The 15676-nt window shown below is 59.8% G+C and carries 18 protein-coding genes; 7 read left to right on the top strand and 11 right to left on the bottom strand.

What is annotated here, in order from left to right:
• Nucleotides 1-26 precede the first annotated feature (26 nt).
• The 5 genes from queA to AC0V6T_RS06935 are packed head-to-tail and all read left to right on the top strand — an operon-like array spanning nucleotide 27 to nucleotide 4324.
• Nucleotides 27-1064, top strand: coding sequence for a tRNA preQ1(34) S-adenosylmethionine ribosyltransferase-isomerase QueA (gene queA, locus AC0V6T_RS06955; RefSeq protein WP_486125488.1), 1038 nt, complete (start codon nucleotides 27-29; stop codon nucleotides 1062-1064).
• 52 nt (nucleotides 1065-1116) lie between these two features.
• Nucleotides 1117-2064, top strand: coding sequence for an ABC transporter ATP-binding protein (locus tag AC0V6T_RS06950; protein WP_486128529.1), 948 nt, complete (start codon nucleotides 1117-1119; stop codon nucleotides 2062-2064).
• The gene (locus AC0V6T_RS06945) at nucleotides 2064-2831 is read left to right on the top strand and encodes an ABC transporter permease (protein WP_007164101.1); all 768 of its coding nucleotides are present in this window, start codon (nucleotides 2064-2066) and stop codon (nucleotides 2829-2831) included. The genes AC0V6T_RS06950 and AC0V6T_RS06945 overlap by 1 nt, the downstream gene beginning before the upstream one ends.
• Complete coding sequence (gene tgt / locus AC0V6T_RS06940; RefSeq protein WP_486125486.1) at nucleotides 2828-3955, top strand: tRNA guanosine(34) transglycosylase Tgt; 1128 nt, start codon at nucleotides 2828-2830, stop codon at nucleotides 3953-3955. Before AC0V6T_RS06945 ends, tgt begins: the two co-directional genes overlap by 4 nt.
• A 54-nt stretch (nucleotides 3956-4009) precedes the next feature.
• Complete coding sequence (locus tag AC0V6T_RS06935; protein ID WP_486125484.1) at nucleotides 4010-4324, top strand: chorismate mutase; 315 nt, start codon at nucleotides 4010-4012, stop codon at nucleotides 4322-4324.
• A 30-nt stretch (nucleotides 4325-4354) separates the two neighbouring features.
• On the opposite strand, the gene AC0V6T_RS06930 is transcribed toward AC0V6T_RS06935, so the two are convergent.
• The 8 genes from AC0V6T_RS06930 to AC0V6T_RS06895 form a co-directional block, all read right to left on the bottom strand.
• Nucleotides 4355-4987, bottom strand: a complete 633-nt coding sequence (locus AC0V6T_RS06930) for an NAD(P)H-dependent oxidoreductase (RefSeq protein WP_486125482.1) — start codon at nucleotides 4985-4987, stop codon at nucleotides 4355-4357.
• Nucleotides 4988-5097: 110 nt separating this feature from the next.
• A complete protein-coding gene (gene rpsD, locus AC0V6T_RS06925; protein WP_007164105.1) occupies nucleotides 5098-5712 on the bottom strand; it encodes a 30S ribosomal protein S4 in 615 nt (204 codons plus the stop codon).
• 187 nt (nucleotides 5713-5899) lie between these two features.
• Nucleotides 5900-6211: a hypothetical protein gene (locus AC0V6T_RS06920; RefSeq protein ID WP_486125480.1), complete on the bottom strand. Its 312-nt coding sequence runs from the start codon at nucleotides 6209-6211 to the stop codon at nucleotides 5900-5902.
• Between the two features lie 102 nt (nucleotides 6212-6313).
• Nucleotides 6314-7063, bottom strand: coding sequence for an RNA methyltransferase (locus AC0V6T_RS06915; RefSeq protein ID WP_486125478.1), 750 nt, complete (start codon nucleotides 7061-7063; stop codon nucleotides 6314-6316).
• 2 nt (nucleotides 7064-7065) lie between these two features.
• Nucleotides 7066-7539, bottom strand: coding sequence for a transcriptional regulator NrdR (nrdR, locus tag AC0V6T_RS06910; RefSeq protein ID WP_007164109.1), 474 nt, complete (start codon nucleotides 7537-7539; stop codon nucleotides 7066-7068).
• 3 nt (nucleotides 7540-7542) lie between these two features.
• The gene (locus AC0V6T_RS06905) at nucleotides 7543-7770 is read right to left on the bottom strand and encodes a hypothetical protein (protein WP_486125475.1); all 228 of its coding nucleotides are present in this window, start codon (nucleotides 7768-7770) and stop codon (nucleotides 7543-7545) included.
• 18 nt (nucleotides 7771-7788) lie between these two features.
• Nucleotides 7789-9099: a serine hydroxymethyltransferase gene (glyA, locus tag AC0V6T_RS06900; protein WP_486125474.1), complete on the bottom strand. Its 1311-nt coding sequence runs from the start codon at nucleotides 9097-9099 to the stop codon at nucleotides 7789-7791.
• Nucleotides 9096-9575, bottom strand: a complete 480-nt coding sequence (locus AC0V6T_RS06895) for an RpiB/LacA/LacB family sugar-phosphate isomerase (protein ID WP_486125472.1) — start codon at nucleotides 9573-9575, stop codon at nucleotides 9096-9098. Before AC0V6T_RS06895 ends, glyA begins: the two co-directional genes overlap by 4 nt.
• A gap of 140 nt (nucleotides 9576-9715) precedes the next feature.
• Between AC0V6T_RS06895 and AC0V6T_RS06890 the strand changes: the two genes are divergently transcribed.
• A complete protein-coding gene (locus tag AC0V6T_RS06890) occupies nucleotides 9716-10399 on the top strand; it encodes a hypothetical protein (protein WP_486125470.1) in 684 nt (227 codons plus the stop codon).
• Nucleotides 10400-10409: 10 nt separating this feature from the next.
• Here the strand turns inward: AC0V6T_RS06890 and parA are convergent, their stop codons facing one another.
• Nucleotides 10410-11051 (bottom strand): ParA family partition ATPase, encoded by a 642-nt coding sequence (parA, locus tag AC0V6T_RS06885; RefSeq protein WP_486125468.1) that lies wholly within the window; start codon nucleotides 11049-11051, stop codon nucleotides 10410-10412.
• A gap of 321 nt (nucleotides 11052-11372) precedes the next feature.
• Here parA and AC0V6T_RS06880 point away from each other — a divergent pair, with 321 nt between their 5' ends.
• Nucleotides 11373-11684, top strand: coding sequence for a hypothetical protein (locus tag AC0V6T_RS06880; protein ID WP_486125466.1), 312 nt, complete (start codon nucleotides 11373-11375; stop codon nucleotides 11682-11684).
• 27 nt (nucleotides 11685-11711) lie between these two features.
• On the opposite strand, the gene rpoD is transcribed toward AC0V6T_RS06880, so the two are convergent.
• Together rpoD and dnaG are read right to left on the bottom strand one after the other, a co-directional pair.
• A complete protein-coding gene (gene rpoD, locus AC0V6T_RS06875) occupies nucleotides 11712-13736 on the bottom strand; it encodes an RNA polymerase sigma factor RpoD (RefSeq protein ID WP_486125464.1) in 2025 nt (674 codons plus the stop codon).
• Nucleotides 13737-13808: 72 nt separating this feature from the next.
• Nucleotides 13809-15662: a DNA primase gene (gene dnaG / locus AC0V6T_RS06870; RefSeq protein ID WP_486125462.1), complete on the bottom strand. Its 1854-nt coding sequence runs from the start codon at nucleotides 15660-15662 to the stop codon at nucleotides 13809-13811.
• Nucleotides 15663-15676 lie beyond the last annotated feature (14 nt).

Here is a 15676-nt window from a genome sequence, read left to right as displayed (position 1 = left end):
AAGCTAAGCGACTATGGGCGCGGGCCATGCGCGTTGACCTGTTTGACTTCGAGCTTCCCCAAGAAAGGATAGCCCTGCGCCCAGTGCGGCCGCGCGATGCTGCGCGCATGCTGGTCGTGGAAGGCTCGCAAGGTCCGCTCGCCGATCACGGTGTGAGCGACCTGCCCAGCCTGCTTCGCCCCGGCGATGTGCTCGTCTTTAATGACACGCGGGTCATTCCCGCGCAGCTTGAAGGCCGTCGTTCGGGCGGTGAGGCCAAAATCGGCGCGACATTGCACAAGCGCATTGACCTTCGCCGCTGGCAGGCCTTCATCCGCAACGCCAAGCGCGTGAAAGAAGGTGACCATCTGGTCTTTGGTGGCGGCGTAACGGCCATTGCAGAGAAGCGTCACCGCGACGGGTCGATGACCCTGCTCTTCGAAGGGACCGAGCCGGTGGAAGTCCTGCTCGACCGCGCAGGCACTATGCCGCTTCCTCCCTACATCGCCCAGCGACGCGGGGTCGATGACCAGGACCAGAGCGATTATCAGACCATGTTCGCCGCAGAAGACGGCGCGGTTGCTGCTCCTACGGCCAGCCTCCATTTTACGACCAGACTGGTGTCAGCCCTCGACCACGCCGGGATCAAGCGCGAGATGCTGACGCTCCACGTTGGCGCGGGTACGTTCTTGCCGGTCAAGGCCGAAGACACCAAGGACCATCAGATGCACTCCGAATTCGGGCGCATCAACGCGGGCACGGCTTCACGCATCAACGAGGCCCGAGCCGCAGGTGGCCGCGTGATTGCCGTGGGTACGACTTCGCTGCGCCTGCTTGAAAGTGCAGCGGGCGAGGATGGTAAGCTCCGCGAATTTGCAGGTGACACGGACATTTTCATCACCCCCGGCTACCCGTTCCGCGTGGTCGACGGATTGATGACAAACTTCCATTTGCCCAAATCGACTTTGATGATGCTTGTCAGTGCCCTCATGGGCCGCGAGCGCATGATGGAAGCCTACGAGCATGCCATCGCGCAAAATTATCGTTTCTACTCCTATGGAGATTCTTCGCTGCTTCTCCCCTGAGGGACTGGCCGACGTGCTTGCAATCGCGGCGCGCTGTGCCACATCGCGCATGATGAGCGATACGATCCTTGAGATGAGCGGCCTTACCAAGGTCTACGCGGGCGGCACCAAGGCGCTCGACAACGTTGATCTGTCGATCCGGAAGGGTGAGATATTCGCGCTGCTCGGCCCCAATGGCGCGGGCAAGACGACGCTTATCGGCGCGGTGTGTGGCATAGTGCGGCCAAGCAGCGGCACGATCACCGCCTTTGGGCATGACCTTTCGAATGATTGGCGCAAGGCGAGGGCACGTATTGGCCTGGTCCCTCAGGAACTTTCGACCGACATGTTCGAGACTGTCTGGCGTGCGGTATCGTATTCGCGCGGCCTGTTTGGCCACCCTCCTGACAAAGTGCGGATCGAGGAGATTCTTCGATCGCTGTCGCTCTGGGAGAAGAAGGACAGTCAAATCCGCGAACTGTCTGGCGGGATGAAGCGCCGCGTGCTGATCGCAAAGGCTTTGGCGCATGAGCCCGAATTGCTTTTCCTTGATGAGCCCACTGCCGGCGTTGACGTGGAACTGCGCAAGGGCATGTGGGAACAGATCTCCGCCCTTCGCGAACGCGGCACCACCATCATTCTCACAACTCACTACATCGAAGAAGCCGAACTCATGGCCGACCGCGTCGGGATTATCCGGGGCGGCAAGATCCTGATGGTAGATGACAAGGCCGCGATGATGCAGCGAATGGGGACCACAGAGGCCGTGTTCGAGCTCGCCGAGCCGTTGAGCGCACTTCCCGCGAGCATCGCCGAATTTCCTGTTTCGCTCACCGAGGATGGCAAAGAGCTATGCTATCGAGGCGGTGACGGGACAGGGAGCGGCAGCGAGCAAGTCGCGGCGCTGACCAAGGCGCTGATCGCAGCAGGGATCGACTATCGCGGGATCGACATCCATGATTCTTCGCTTGAGGATATCTTCGTCGGCCTCGTCTCCGCGCGCGAAGAGGAGACCGCGTGATGGCATTCAATATTCGCGGGGCGTGGTCGATTTACCAGCGCGAACTCATGCGCGCGCTTCGCACCGCATTTCAGTCGATCCTCTCACCGGTTCTGACCACCTCGCTCTATTTCGTGGTGTTCGGGACCGTTATTGGCGGACGCATGGAGCCGGTGGACGGCGTCGCTTATGGCGCTTTCATCATCCCAGGCCTCTTGATGCTGACCCTACTGGGCGAGACGACCAGCAACTCCTCTTTCGGCATCTATATGCCGCGCTTCACCGGAACCATCTATGAGCTGCTCTCGGCCCCCGTCGGGGTGGCGGAAACGCTGATCGGTTTCGTGGGCGCAGCGGCAACCAAGGGGTTGATACTCGCAGCAATCATCCTCGGCACAGCAACGCTTTTCGTCGACTATGAGATCAAGTACCCGCTGGCCGCAATCGGTTATATCATGCTGGTCGCCGCGAGTTTCTCGCTGTTCGGCTTCATCCTCGGTATCTGGGCTGACAGTTTCGAGAAGCTCGGCATCATCCCGTTGCTCATCCTCACCCCGCTTACATTTCTGGGCGGCACATTCTATTCGATCGACGACCTTCCAGGCATTTGGTCCACTATCGCCTATGCGAACCCGATCGCGTTTCTCGTGAGCGGGCTGCGCTGGACTTTCTACGGGACATCGGACGTATCGATCTGGGTATCGCTCGGCCTGACGCTGGGCTTCCTCGCCCTTTGCACCGGGATCATCGCTTTCATCTTCAAGACAGGCTGGCGCCTCAGAGAATGACCTCTCGCTTCAAATTTACCCTCGATGCAACTGACGGCAAGGCGCGCACCGGCAAGATCGAGATGCTGCGCGGCGACATCCGCACGCCGGCTTTCATGCCGGTTGGCACTGCTGCGACAGTCAAGGCCATGAAACCCGAGGCGGTTCGCGCGCTTGGCGCGGACATTATCCTTGGCAACACCTACCACCTGATGCTGCGTCCTGGCGCCGAGCGTGTTGCACGGCTTGGAGGGCTCCACAAATTCATGCGCTGGGACCGCCCGATCCTGACCGATAGCGGCGGCTATCAGGTGATGAGCCTATCGGAGCTGCGCAAGCTCACCGAGAAGGGCGTAGAGTTTCGCAGCCACATCGACGGATCGAAGCACATGCTTACGCCGGAGCGGTCGATGGAAATCCAGCGTCTGCTCGGCTCGGATATCGTCATGGCCTTCGACGAATGTCCGCGCGCCGACCGCCCACGCGACGAGATTGCCTCATCGATGGAGCTTTCCATGCGTTGGGCCAAGCGCAGCCGGGACGGCTTTGACAGCGGGGAGGAACACGCAAAGCGCTCTGCCCTGTTCGGCATTCAGCAAGGCGCGCTTGACGAAGACCTGAGAAAAATCAGCGCCGACAAGCTCACCGACATCGGGTTCGACGGATATGCGGTGGGCGGGCTTGCCGTAGGCGAGGGTCAGGAGGCCATGTTCGGCGTCCTCGACTATGCCCCTGACATGCTGCCGGTTGATCGGCCCCGATATCTCATGGGTGTAGGCAAGCCAGACGACCTCGTCGGTGCGGTTGAACGCGGCATCGATATGTTCGACTGCGTCCTCCCGACCCGGTCAGGGCGCAATGGGCAAGCCTTCACTTGGAACGGCCCGTTAAATCTCCGCAATGCGCGTTTCGCGGAAGATCAGGAGCCGCTCGATCCGACGTCGAATTGCTCGGCCTCCCGCGATTATTCCAAGGCGTACTTGCACCACCTCATCAAGTCGGGAGAGATGCTGGGCGCGATGCTTTTGACCGAGCACAATCTGGCTTTCTATCAGTCGCTCATGCAGGCGATGCGCGATGCCATTTCCGAAGGGCGATTTGCCACTTTCGCTGCGGACTTCAGGCGAAACTACCTGCGCAGCTAAATTCTTGGGCCGGCGGCCTCGACAAACGCTGCGCTTCGGGCCAATGGCGCTTGCATGAGTGATTTCACTGCGAAACTTCCCGACGATTGCGAAACGATGATCGACGTCCGCGAAGGCGTCGACGCTACCGATCGCGCACTGGTCGAGCTGCTGGATCGCCGGTTCGGCTATATGCGCGCAGCTGCCCGGATTAAGCCAACGCGCGATGCCGTGCGTGACGAGGAGCGCAAAGCGAGCGTCATCGATGCAGCTGTCGCCGATGCCGAAAGCCGAGGGATACCCGGCGACGTGATCGCCGACATCTGGGAGCGGCTTGTCGAGGGTTCAATCGCTTACGAATTCGTAGAATGGGATCGCATCAGGGACTGACCTGTCGTGCTCGCCGCCACGATGGCGGATTTAGCTGCGAGGGGCGAGGAATCTCTCCAGCCGTTTCTGCTTTTTCTCTGGAGCTTTCGGCCTGATTGAGCGCGCCATGCGTTCAATCTTCGTTTGCCACTTGCTCAGACCTTTTTCCGCGCCGCCATCCTTGATTGGTCCGCAGGCTAGAATGCGCACCGGTTTGAACCCGACAAAGCCGAGCACCTGCCTCTTCCAGCGCTTGATCAGGGCATTGCCGTAAAGCAGACGGAGAAAGACAGGAGGGGTATCCATGGTGGCGATCACATCGGCCGACCGACCTCCCATCAGCTCGTCCCACAAAGCGCTCCTTTCACGATAAGCAAACATGAAGCCGGGCAGGAAAAGTCGGTCGAGCAGCCCTTTCAACTGTGCCGGTTCGGCACCCCACCACATTGGAAATGCAACGACCAGATGATCGCAATCGTCGATCCGCTCAGCGAGCATGCGGAGATCGGGTTCCCATTCGGTCCGCTTGGCATAGCCATGACTGAGGTTGGGATTGAAATTCAGATCGCGGATCGCAATCCTCTCGACGCAGCAGTCTTCAGGCAGCGCAGTCCGATACAGGTCAAGAAGGTGCGATGCGAAACGGCCCTCGTCCGGGTGTCCATCAACCAGCAAAACATTCATGAAATCGCGATCTCCCCCTGATGCGGGCGCCATCCTGTCCCTCGATTGCGCAAAAGAAAAGGGCGGCCCAACCGGACCGCCCTCTTTCGTTGTGTATGAACCAGCGGTTCTTAGCGCGAGTAGAACTCGACCACGAGGTTCGGTTCCATGGTGACCGGGTAGGGCACTTCGTCGAGCTTGGGCACGCGGGTGAACTGAACCTTGTCGTTACCATCGGGAGCGACATAGTCGGGGATTTCACGCTCGGGCAGGCTCTGCGCTTCGATGACGAGGGCCATTTCCTTAGCCTTGTTGCCGAGGCTGATGACGTCGCCCACGTCGCAGCGACGCGATGCGATGTTGCACTTCACGCCGTTCACATAGATGTGGCCGTGCGAGACGATCTGACGTGCGGCGAAGATCGTCGGAGCGAACTTGGCGCGGTACACGATCATGTCGAGGCGACGCTCGAGCAGGCCGATCAGGTTCTGACCGGTGTCACCCTTCATGCGGGTGGCGTCCTTGTAGGTCGAGCGGAACTGCTTCTCGGTGACGTCGCCGTAATAGCCCTTGAGCTTCTGCTTGGCGCGAAGCTGCAGACCAAAGTCGCTCATCTTGCTCTTGCGACGCTGACCGTGCTGGCCCGGGCCGTAGGAACGCTTGTTGACCGGGCTGTTGGGGCGACCCCAGATGTTTTCACCCATCCGGCGGTCGAGTTTGTACTTGGCGCTCTTGCGCTTCGACATAAGTCTTTCCTTCAATTTAGCTGGACCAGCCTTGTGCTGGCCATTCAACCCGGCATCGCTCCGTCGATCATGAAGTTCGACGCGGCCACCGCTTCACCGGGGTGCGAGGCCAAAATGCGAAGGCGCGCCAATAGCATTATCGGCGCGCCAGTCAAGCTATTGTGGAGCAGCAAAGTGCCGCCCGCGATCAGTTGCCGGAATTGAACCGGCGCCATTCGGCCTTGGTCATGCAAACGCGGGTCGGACGACGGCTTGCGGCGTCGAGACGGACTCGGCGGCAAATGCGCTCGGCCTCTTCCGGCTCTTCATCGATCTGCGGCGCTTCGGCCGCAGCCGCTTCCGCCTGGGTTGCCTGAGCAGGTTCTTCGGCGGGCTCGCTCTCCTGCTGCTCAACCTGCGTTTCGGTCACTGAGGGCGCGGTTTCCTGCGCCGGTTCATCGGCAGAAGCGGACACAGCAAAAACGAGGGCTGCCGCGGCGAGCGGGAGGGTGAGCTTCATCAAAATTCTCGCTGAAGTTTTAGAGGGTTCGCATTGGCTAACGGCGCGCCGCTTGCTTGTCCACTGCCAATCGCCTCTCTGCGCTGCAGTGTTAGCGTTCACTTACTCAGGATCGCGAGGAGGGCGCTCAAGTGTGCTCAGAATCCCGCGCAGGGTGCGGACCTCGAGATGATTCCATCCCGGCTTCGTCAGCACGCTGCGCAAAGTACGCGCAGTCGCCTCGCGGCGGCTCTCAGGGAGGAAGTAACCTCGGGGATCGAGCAGCTTCTCAAAGTGCCCGATAAGGCCCTCAAGGTCGTCCTGAGGAGCGGGAGGAAGAGCTTCGCCTTCGGCGGTTGGCTGTACCAGGTCGCTCGACGCATCTTCAGCTTCTCGCCCTATGCGTGACCATTCATATGCGCACAAGATCACCGCCTGAGCGAGGTTGAGTGAGCCGAACTCGGGATTGATCGGAACTGTCAGGATATGCCGGGCGAGCGCTACATCTTCGGTCTCGAGGCCCGATGCCTCGCGCCCGAAGAGGATGGCGTGGCGTCCAGGCTCGGCATGGATCAGTCGTGCTGCACCATCGGGACCAACTACTGGTTTGGTGACGCCGCGTTTACGGACCGTGGTGGCATAGACATGCTCACAATCAGCGACCGCCTCAGCTGTGCTCGAATAGACCTTCGCTTCGTCCAGCACGATGTCCGCACCTGCGGCGGCAGGCCCGGCTGAAGGATTGGGCCACCCGTCGCGCGGGTTCACGATGCGCATTTCGGTAAGGCCGAAATTGAGCATTGCGCGCGCTGCCTTGCCGATATTCTCGCCAAGTTGCGGGCGCACGAGGACGATAACGGGCTTGTTCGCCATAATCAGTCCTTCGCGGCCTCTTGCACCGTGCTCGCAAATTCCTCGAAATCGCGGGCCTCGGAGAAGTCCCGGTAGACGCTGGCGAAGCGGATGTAGGCCACCGAGTCGATCTGTTTCAGGCCCTCCATCACCATTTCGCCGATGCGAGCGGAAGGCACTTCGGGCTCGCCAGCGGTCTCCACCTGGCGCTGGATTCCCGAAACGAGCTGGTCGATGCGCTCCTGCGAGACATCGCGCTTGCGGCAGGCAAGAGCGACCGAACGCTCGAGTTTTGAGCGGTCGAATGCCTCGCGCCGCTCCTCGCCCTTTTCGCCCGATTTGACGATCGTGACCTCGCGCAACTGGACGCGTTCAAACGTAGTGAAGCGCGCGCCGCACGACGAACACTGGCGACGCCGCCTGATCGAGGTGTTGTCCTCTGTCGGGCGGCTGTCTTTCACTTGGGTGTCTTCGTGAGCGCAAAAGGGGCAGCGCATGAGTTACTCTTGTTCTTCGATTTTTGCGTAAACGGCGATGACGAAACCCAGAAAAGCACCGAGCATAATCCAGAGCCACCCATCGAAAATCAGCCAACCGAAGACACCGCCGATTGCAGCGCCGCCAAGTGCATATGGAACGGTCGGATGATCCCAGCCGACCTTTTCCATTTCCTCGATCTCGGCCTTGAACCTTTCGTCGAGGTCTTGCTTTTCGGGCTCGTCGCTCACCAGGTAGGCCGTTTCGAGTTACTGGCCCGGATAAACCGGGAAATCGGCGCAGAGCTTCGCGACTTCGCCGCGGACCTGCTGCTCGATCTGCGCATCGCCTTCAGGGCCGTTCTTCGAAAGACCATCGACAACGCGCGCGATCAGTTCGCCCACCTTGCGGAATTCGACCGGGCCGAAACCGCGAGTGGTGCCCGCAGGCGTACCCAGACGGATGCCACTCGTGACGAAAGGCGAGCGAGTGTCGAAGGGAATGCCGTTCTTGTTGCAGGTCAGCCATGCGCGGTCGAGACCTGCCTCGGCTGCCTTGCCGGTCACGTCCTTTGCGGTGAGATCAACGAGCATCGAGTGGTTGTCGGTCCCGCCCGAGACGATGCGCAGGCCGTTTTCTTCAAGGCTCGCCGCCAGCGCGCGGGCGTTCTCGACGATGCGGTGAGCATAAGTCTTGAACTCAGGCTGGAGAGCTTCGCGGAAGGCTACTGCTTTGGCAGCGATGACATGCATCAGCGGACCGCCCTGCAAGCCGGGGAAGACCGCCATGTTGAGCGGCTTGGTGAACTTCTCGTCATTCCACAGGATGATCCCTGAACGCGGGCCGCGCAGGCTCTTGTGGGTAGTCGAGGTGACGATGTCGCAATGCGGGAAGGGCGAGGGGTGGGCGCCGCCGGCAACGAGGCCTGAAATGTGGCTCATGTCGCACAGCAGGATCGCGCCCACTTCGTCGGCGATTTCGCGGAAGGCTGCGAAGTCCCAGACGCGTGAATAGGCCGTGCCGCCGCAAATGATCAGCTTGGGCTTATGCTCGCGAGCGGTCGCGGCGACCGCGTCCATGTCGATGAGCTCGTCACCTTCGGTCACGCCATAGCTGACCGGGTTGAACCACTTGCCGCTCATGTTGACGGGCGAGCCGTGCGTAAGGTGGCCACCCGAATTGAGGTCGAGACCCATGAAAGTGTCGCCGGGCTGCAGAAGGCCGAGGAACACCGCCTGGTTCATCTGGCTGCCGCTGTTGGGCTGCACATTGGCGAAATTGCATCCGAACAGTTGCTTCGCACGCTCGATCGCGAGCGTTTCGACCACATCCGCATAGTCGCAACCGCCGTAATAGCGCTTGCCAGGATAACCTTCGGCATACTTGTTGGTGAAGACGCTGCCGGTCGCCTCGAGCACCGCTTTTGACGCGATATTCTCTGACGCGATCAGCTCGATCTTGTCCTGCTGGCGCTTTAGCTCCTTGCTGATGGCCTCCGCGATCTCCGGATCGGAAGTCGCAAGATCGTCGTGCCAGAAACCGTGCATCGGGTCGGTGGTGTGATTAGGCTGCGTGCTCATTGATGTGTCTCGATGTGATCGGGAGAGGTCGGCGGATTACCAAGTTTGGCAACGCGGCGTTGGTGACGCCCGGCGGGATCGCCTTCGTCGGCAAATTCGGTGTTGAGAAATGTAGCTACGCAAGACTTCGCCATTTCGATGCCGATGAGCCGCGCACCAAGGGCGATGCAGTTCGCATTGTTGTGTTCGCGTGCAAGAGCGGCCGACAGCGGCTCAGATACCAAAGCGCAGCGAAGCGCAGGATGGCGATTAACGCTGATCGATATTCCGATCCCCGAGCCGCACAGCGCAATACCGAACTGAGCGGTCCCGTCTGCGACCACTTCGGCCAGTTTGTAGCCGTAATCGGGGTAGTCGACGCTCTCGCCCTGATCGGGGCCAAGATCGGCGACTTCATGGCCTTCGTCCATCAACCATTCGGCCAGGCTTGCCTTGAGGTCGGTGGCGGCGTGATCTGATGCAATGGCAATACGCATGGCCGCTACATAAACGTGGCAGCCGCGCGACTCCACCCCGGGCGGGACGCTTTTCGACGTATCAGGGAGCGGAAATGCAGTTTCGGAGCCCCAGATGGGCAAATCGGTCACTTGTGCCGCGAGAAATTGTGAGTCATTTCGTGACCATGCAGTCAAAACTAGCCATCGGACTTTGCCTCGCGCTCGCCATGCCTGCGTGGGAAAAGCTGGCCGCTGAGCCTGGGGTCGAAGCCGAGCGGGTGTCACGCGCGTCCGCGCTTGATGATGGATTTGGCGCGGTTGTAATCTCAATCCGCAGCGAGATTTACCTCGACGAGCCGCTGGACGTCTTTTTCCTGCGAGAGGGCGGGGATGTAGCCAACGACGCCGATGTCGTGCGTTTCGAGCGCAAGCAGGGGCTGATCGCCTTCGGCAACGATACACTCAAATACAAGGTCCGCTCCTATCAGCTGCGACCAGGCACATATCGCCTTGTCGGCCACGGCATGGAGTGCCCGAAGGTGCCAGCCGAGGACGAGCGCTGCCTGATAGATGCGCCCGGTCTGTTTGGACGCGAAGAGATATCACGTCCCAGTCGCGGCTACGGCGAGAAAGCGCCGACATTCGAGGTTCGGGCGGGCGCGGTTACCTATGCTGGCGATTTCGCGCTCACTTCGCGCAACACGATCGAATGGTCCGAAGTCCCGCACGAAGAGTTGCGTCAGACAGAGCGTCGTCTCGCGCGCCTTGCGCGTGCTCCTGAGCCGGTCATTCCCGACGAGTTCAAGCTAAAATACGGGCTATTTCCGCGAAGCTACGAGGATGATTTGAACCGGCGCTATTAAAGCGGTCCAATCACTTCTTCTTCTTGGCTTTCTTGACGGTTTTGTTCAGCCACTCCCACAAAGCCTCGATCTCCTTTGCTGCCTTGCCCTCAGGGTCAATCTCTGCCGCAGTTTCGCCTTTGGCCGACGAGCGGTGGAACGCGGCACGGTCGCCCAATTCGACCGGGCAGACGTCGAGCTTCATTTCCTTTGCGGTGCCCTTGGCTTCCTCCGCCAAGACTGTCGCCCCTGAAGGGACCGCGTTCAGCACCACGTAAGCGGGTGTCTTTGCAAAGTTGACCAGATCAGCAATGGGCTCGAGCGCGGCCAGGTCAAAAGCGCGAGGCTTGGTCGGCACGAGCACGATGTCGGCCGCCTTGATCGCTTCGCGTGCGGCAGCATCGGCATGGGGAGGGGTGTCGATGACGATAAAGTCGACGCCGTTCTTCTTCGCGCTCTCGATTGTTCGAATAAGGCGGGCTGGGGGCGCTGTCACCACCACGGGCAGAAAGTCGCCGCGCCAGTCGCTCCATGTGGCTGCGGTTGCCTGAGGATCGGTGTCGATCACGCAACTTTCATGCTTCGCCACCGCCGCGCGCGTCGCAAGATGGACTGCGAGCGTGGTCTTACCCGACCCGCCTTTCTGGCTGGCGATTGCGATGACGGTGGGCATGGCGTTAAAATCCTGTGGTTGGAAATGACTTCATAGAGATCGCTTGCGAATCGTGGAAAACGTAAGGGCAAAGAGGCACTGCACCTTGTGCTTGATCCTCATTTGTTCAACTCTCAGCGGTCCTCCTCCCCCACAAAACCCAGGAGAACGTCGTGACCAGAAGGAACAATTTAGGCGATCTGCGTGCAGCCATTGAAGACACGATGATTGTCGTGATGCAAGAGTCCGGAAATGGCGTTGCGCCGAATGATGAGGTGATAGCTCGAACTCAAGACGGAGAGGAAGTCGCTTTTAGACCTCTTTGCACCTCAATTGACTGACATGGCGTTGACGAAGCTATTGAATGAAGTTTGCCAAAAGAGGACACGACTAAATGCCAATGGTTCTCAAGGAGATCTTTTTGGCGGGTTCGGCAAGATACCTAAGCGCATCACTCTGGAGCGAGGTCTAAAGAAAGACACCAGCAACCTCACACTCAACGAGGCGAAGGGTTGGCTCTCAACGCATAGGACACGCATTGTTGAAAACGACAACGAGGATTTTGAAAAGCTTGTTGATGCTTGTGCAAGGTATTCCGTGTCAGGTGATGAGACCATTGCCGAACTCGTTGACCGACTGCGTAAGGACAACTAGCTTTTAAGCCCACTTCTTCGCCCAGCACTACTGGTCGAGGAAGGAGCGCATCTTGCGACTGCGGCTCGGGTGCTTGAGCTTGCGCAGTGCCTTCGCCTCGATCTGACGGATACGTTCGCGCGTCACCGAGAACTGCTGGCCGACCTCTTCGAGAGTGTGGTCGGTGTTCATGCCGATGCCGAAACGCATGCGCAGCACGCGCTCTTCGCGCGGGGTGAGGCTGGCTAGGACGCGGGTGACGGTTTCCTTGAGGTTCGCCTGGATCGCGGCATCGACCGGGATCACGGCGTTCTTGTCCTCGATGAAATCGCCGAGATGCGAATCTTCCTCGTCGCCTATGGGCGTTTCGAGGCTGATCGGCTCCTTGGCAATCTTCATCACCTTGCGAACCTTTTCGAGAGGCATCGAGAGGCGCGCTGCCATTTCTTCCGGCGTGGGCTCGCGGCCTTCCTCGTGGAGGAACTGGCGCGAAGTGCGCACGAGCTTGTTGATCGTCTCGATCATGTGGACCGGGATGCGGATAGTGCGCGCCTGGTCGGCAATTGAGCGGGTGATCGCCTGACGGATCCACCACGTTGCGTAAGTGCTGAACTTGTATCCGCGACGGTACTCGAACTTGTCGACGGCCTTCATCAGGCCGATGTTGCCTTCCTGAATAAGATCAAGGAATTGCAGCCCGCGATTGGTGTATTTCTTGGCGATGGAGATCACGAGACGCAGGTTCGCCTCGACCATTTCTTTCTTCGCGATACGCGCCTCGCGCTCGCCCTTCTGCACCATGTTGACGATGCGGCGGAATTCGGGAAGAGCCATGCCGGTCTGTGCGGCGATGTCGGTGATCTCGGTCCGGATGCGTTCGATCGCGGCCTCTTCCTTCTCGGCGAAGGCGGCCCACTTCTTGTCCTTCTTGGCGTTGGCAGCAATCCAGCTATCGTCGAGCTCGTTGCCTACATAGGACTTGAGGAAGTCGATGCGCTTGATCTTGTGACGCTCGGCAAGACGCAGCATCTGACCGCCGAGAGCGGTCAGGCGACGGTTGAAAGCGTAGAGGTTGTCGACCAGGAATTCGATCTTGGTCGCGTGGAACTGGACGCTTTCGACTTCGGCGGTCAACTCTTCCGAGAGCTTCTCGTACTTGTTTTCCTTCGCCTTCGGGAATTCATTACCCGCTGCGAGCGTTTCTACGCGCTCCGCCTGAAGTTTCTCGAAGGTCTTGAACAGCTTGGTGATGCGGGCAAAACGCTCGATCGCGTCGGGCTTTAGGGCTGCTTCCATCTGGGCAAGGCTAAGGGTGTTGTCTTCCTCTTCCTCGTCATCCTTCTTGGAGGAGCCTTCTTCGCCGTCTTCGCCGTCTTCGCTCTCGTCGGAATCGTCGTCGTCATCGTCGCGAATGGTCGGCCCGGCGGTCTCTTCTGAGATTTCGCCGTCGTCTTCTTCGTTCTCCTCCTCCATCTTGTCAGGGGGAGGTTCCTTCGAAAGCATCGCGTCGAGATCGAGAATCTCACGCAGCTGCATGTCTTCGGAGTTGAGCGCTTCGGACCACTGAATGATAGCGTGGAAGGTGATCGGGCTTTCGCACAAGCCCATGATCATCATGTCGCGGCCAGCTTCGATACGCTTGGCGATAGCGATTTCGCCTTCGCGGCTGAGCAGCTCGACTGCGCCCATTTCTCGAAGGTACATGCGAACCGGGTCATCGGTGCGCTCACCGGTGCCCGTTTTCTTCGCGGCGGGCTTGGCAGCAGCCTTGGTGTCTTTCTTCTTCTCGGCCTCGCCTTCGACCGACATTTCCTCGACTTCGGCTTCCTGTTCAGCCTCGGCCTCGGCTTCCTCGTCATTTTCGACGATCTGGACGCCCATTTCGGAAAGCGCGGTCTGGATGTCTTCGATCTGGTCGGGGCTCATTTCGCCCGATGGCAAGGCCGCGTTGAGCTCATCATACGTGATGTAGCCCTTCTTCTTGGCCTTGGTCATCAGCTTCTTCACGGAAGCTTCATTGAGATCGATAAGCGGTGCGTCGTCTTTGTCGGCGGCTTTAGCAGTCGAGGCCATACGAATCTGTCAATCCATTGTCCGGCAACCTCATGTCGGTGAGGCCGCGCGATGTTTAATCCCACACCAGCGTCAGTCGCTGGCCCAATCCTGTTCAGCCGGACTACCGGCCTTTTTGCGCCCGAATGCCTTCAAACGCTCTTCAACTGTTGTGAGCTGTTCTCGCAAGCGCGCCTGTTCAGCAAAAGAACCCTCCGGATCCTCGTCAAACCGGGCTATCGTCGCCGCCATAGCGGCTTCGAGCGCCGGTTTTTGCGCCAAAAGCGACACAGCTTCGGCCAATTCCTCGCGCGCTTCACCGGGTGGTGTGCCTTTTCTGAGAAAGGCGAAACGTTGGTCTTCCGGTGGGGCAGGATGGCCTTGTCGGTCAGATATGGCGCTTGGCGCCTGCGAATCAAGCGTTTCTGACAATTCAATCAACGATTCGATTGCAGGTGCGGCATCTGGGTCAAGCCGGGCGAGACGAGTGAGCGCTTCTGAATGGCGTTCGATCTCTTCCGGAAAACGGATAAGGCCAGCAATTACCGCAGACTGGAAACCCGCGCGCTGACCGCCACCCATGGCGCGTTGAAGCGTGGATCTTGCCTCCGGAGAGAGGCCCTTTGGTACAGCCTTGAAGCTTTGCCATGCGCCCTTCTGCTGGCGTTGCCGAGGTTCGCGCGGTGGGAAAGCAAAAGCTGAGAAACGGTCTAGCAACTCGCGTCGATACAGCGCCTGGATGTCGCGATCCTCGATCGTATCGACATGCGCCATCAGCCTTGCCTTGAGCCCGGCCTTTGCCTCGGGGCTTGCGAGCCGTTGCGCATCGCGCTCTGCCTGCCACAGGAAATCAAGAAGGCTCATCGGCTGAGCGAGGAGCTTTTCCATCGCACCCGGACCTTGTTCATTGATCAGATCGTCTGGATCGAGGCCGGTCGGAAGCGTTACGATACCGAGTGATCGCATCGGCGCCAGCAAAGGCAGAGCGCGCCCGATCGCCCGCATCGCCGCCTTCTGTCCCGCTGCATCGCCATCGAAGCAAAGCACCGGCACTTCGACCATTCGCCACAGCATCTCGAGCTGCATCTCGGTGAGCGCGGTGCCCATCGGCGCGACCGCGTCCTCGAACCCGGCTTGGGCCAGCGCGACGACGTCCATATAGCCTTCGACGACGATGACCCGGCCCGATTGGCGCGAAGCAGGCGCGGCGCGGTGAATGTTGTAGAGGTTGCGCCCCTTGTCGAAGAGCGGCGTGTCGGGCGAGTTCAGGTATTTCGCCACGCCCTCGCGCTTACCGAGGATACGCCCGCCAAACGCGATCACCCTGCCGCGAGTATCCTGGATTGGCAGCATGACGCGGCCGCGAAAGCGGTCGTAGGTCGTGCCGTCATCGGTGCGGATGCGCATGCCCGTTTCGACAAGCATCTGATCTTCGAAACGGGGCAGGGCATTGGGGAGAGCCTGCTTGCTCTCTGGCGCGAAACCAAAGCCGAATTCGCGCAGCGTTTCCGGTTTCAGCCCACGCTTCTTGAGATAGTCGAGCGCCTCTCGCCCGACTTCCTCACGCAAGTTTTGAACGAACCATTCCTGCGCTTCGGTGGTGACGTCCACCAGTTCGGCCCGCTTTTCCGCGCGTTTCGCTGCGACAGGGTCAGGCGCGGGGACTTCCATGCCTGCTTCGGACGCCAGTTCCTTGCAAGCATCGATGAAGGACAGCCCGCGCTGTTCAGTCATCCAGCTGATGACGTCGCCATGCGCGCCGCAGCCAAAGCAATGATAGAAGCTCTTCTGATCGTTGACGTAGAAGCTCGGCGATTTCTCGTCATGAAAGGGGCAGCAGGCCTTCCACTCGCGCCCCGCGCGGGTGAGCTTGGTCGTGCGCATAATGACGCTCGACAGCGTAATGCGCGCGCGCAGCTCGTCCTTCCATTGCGGGGTGATTGCCATTGTTGGACTGTGCG

Source organism: Erythrobacter sp. S158, from assembly GCF_057364915.1.
Note: the sequence above shows the minus strand (reverse complement) of the source record. Positions and strands in the feature narration are given on the sequence as shown.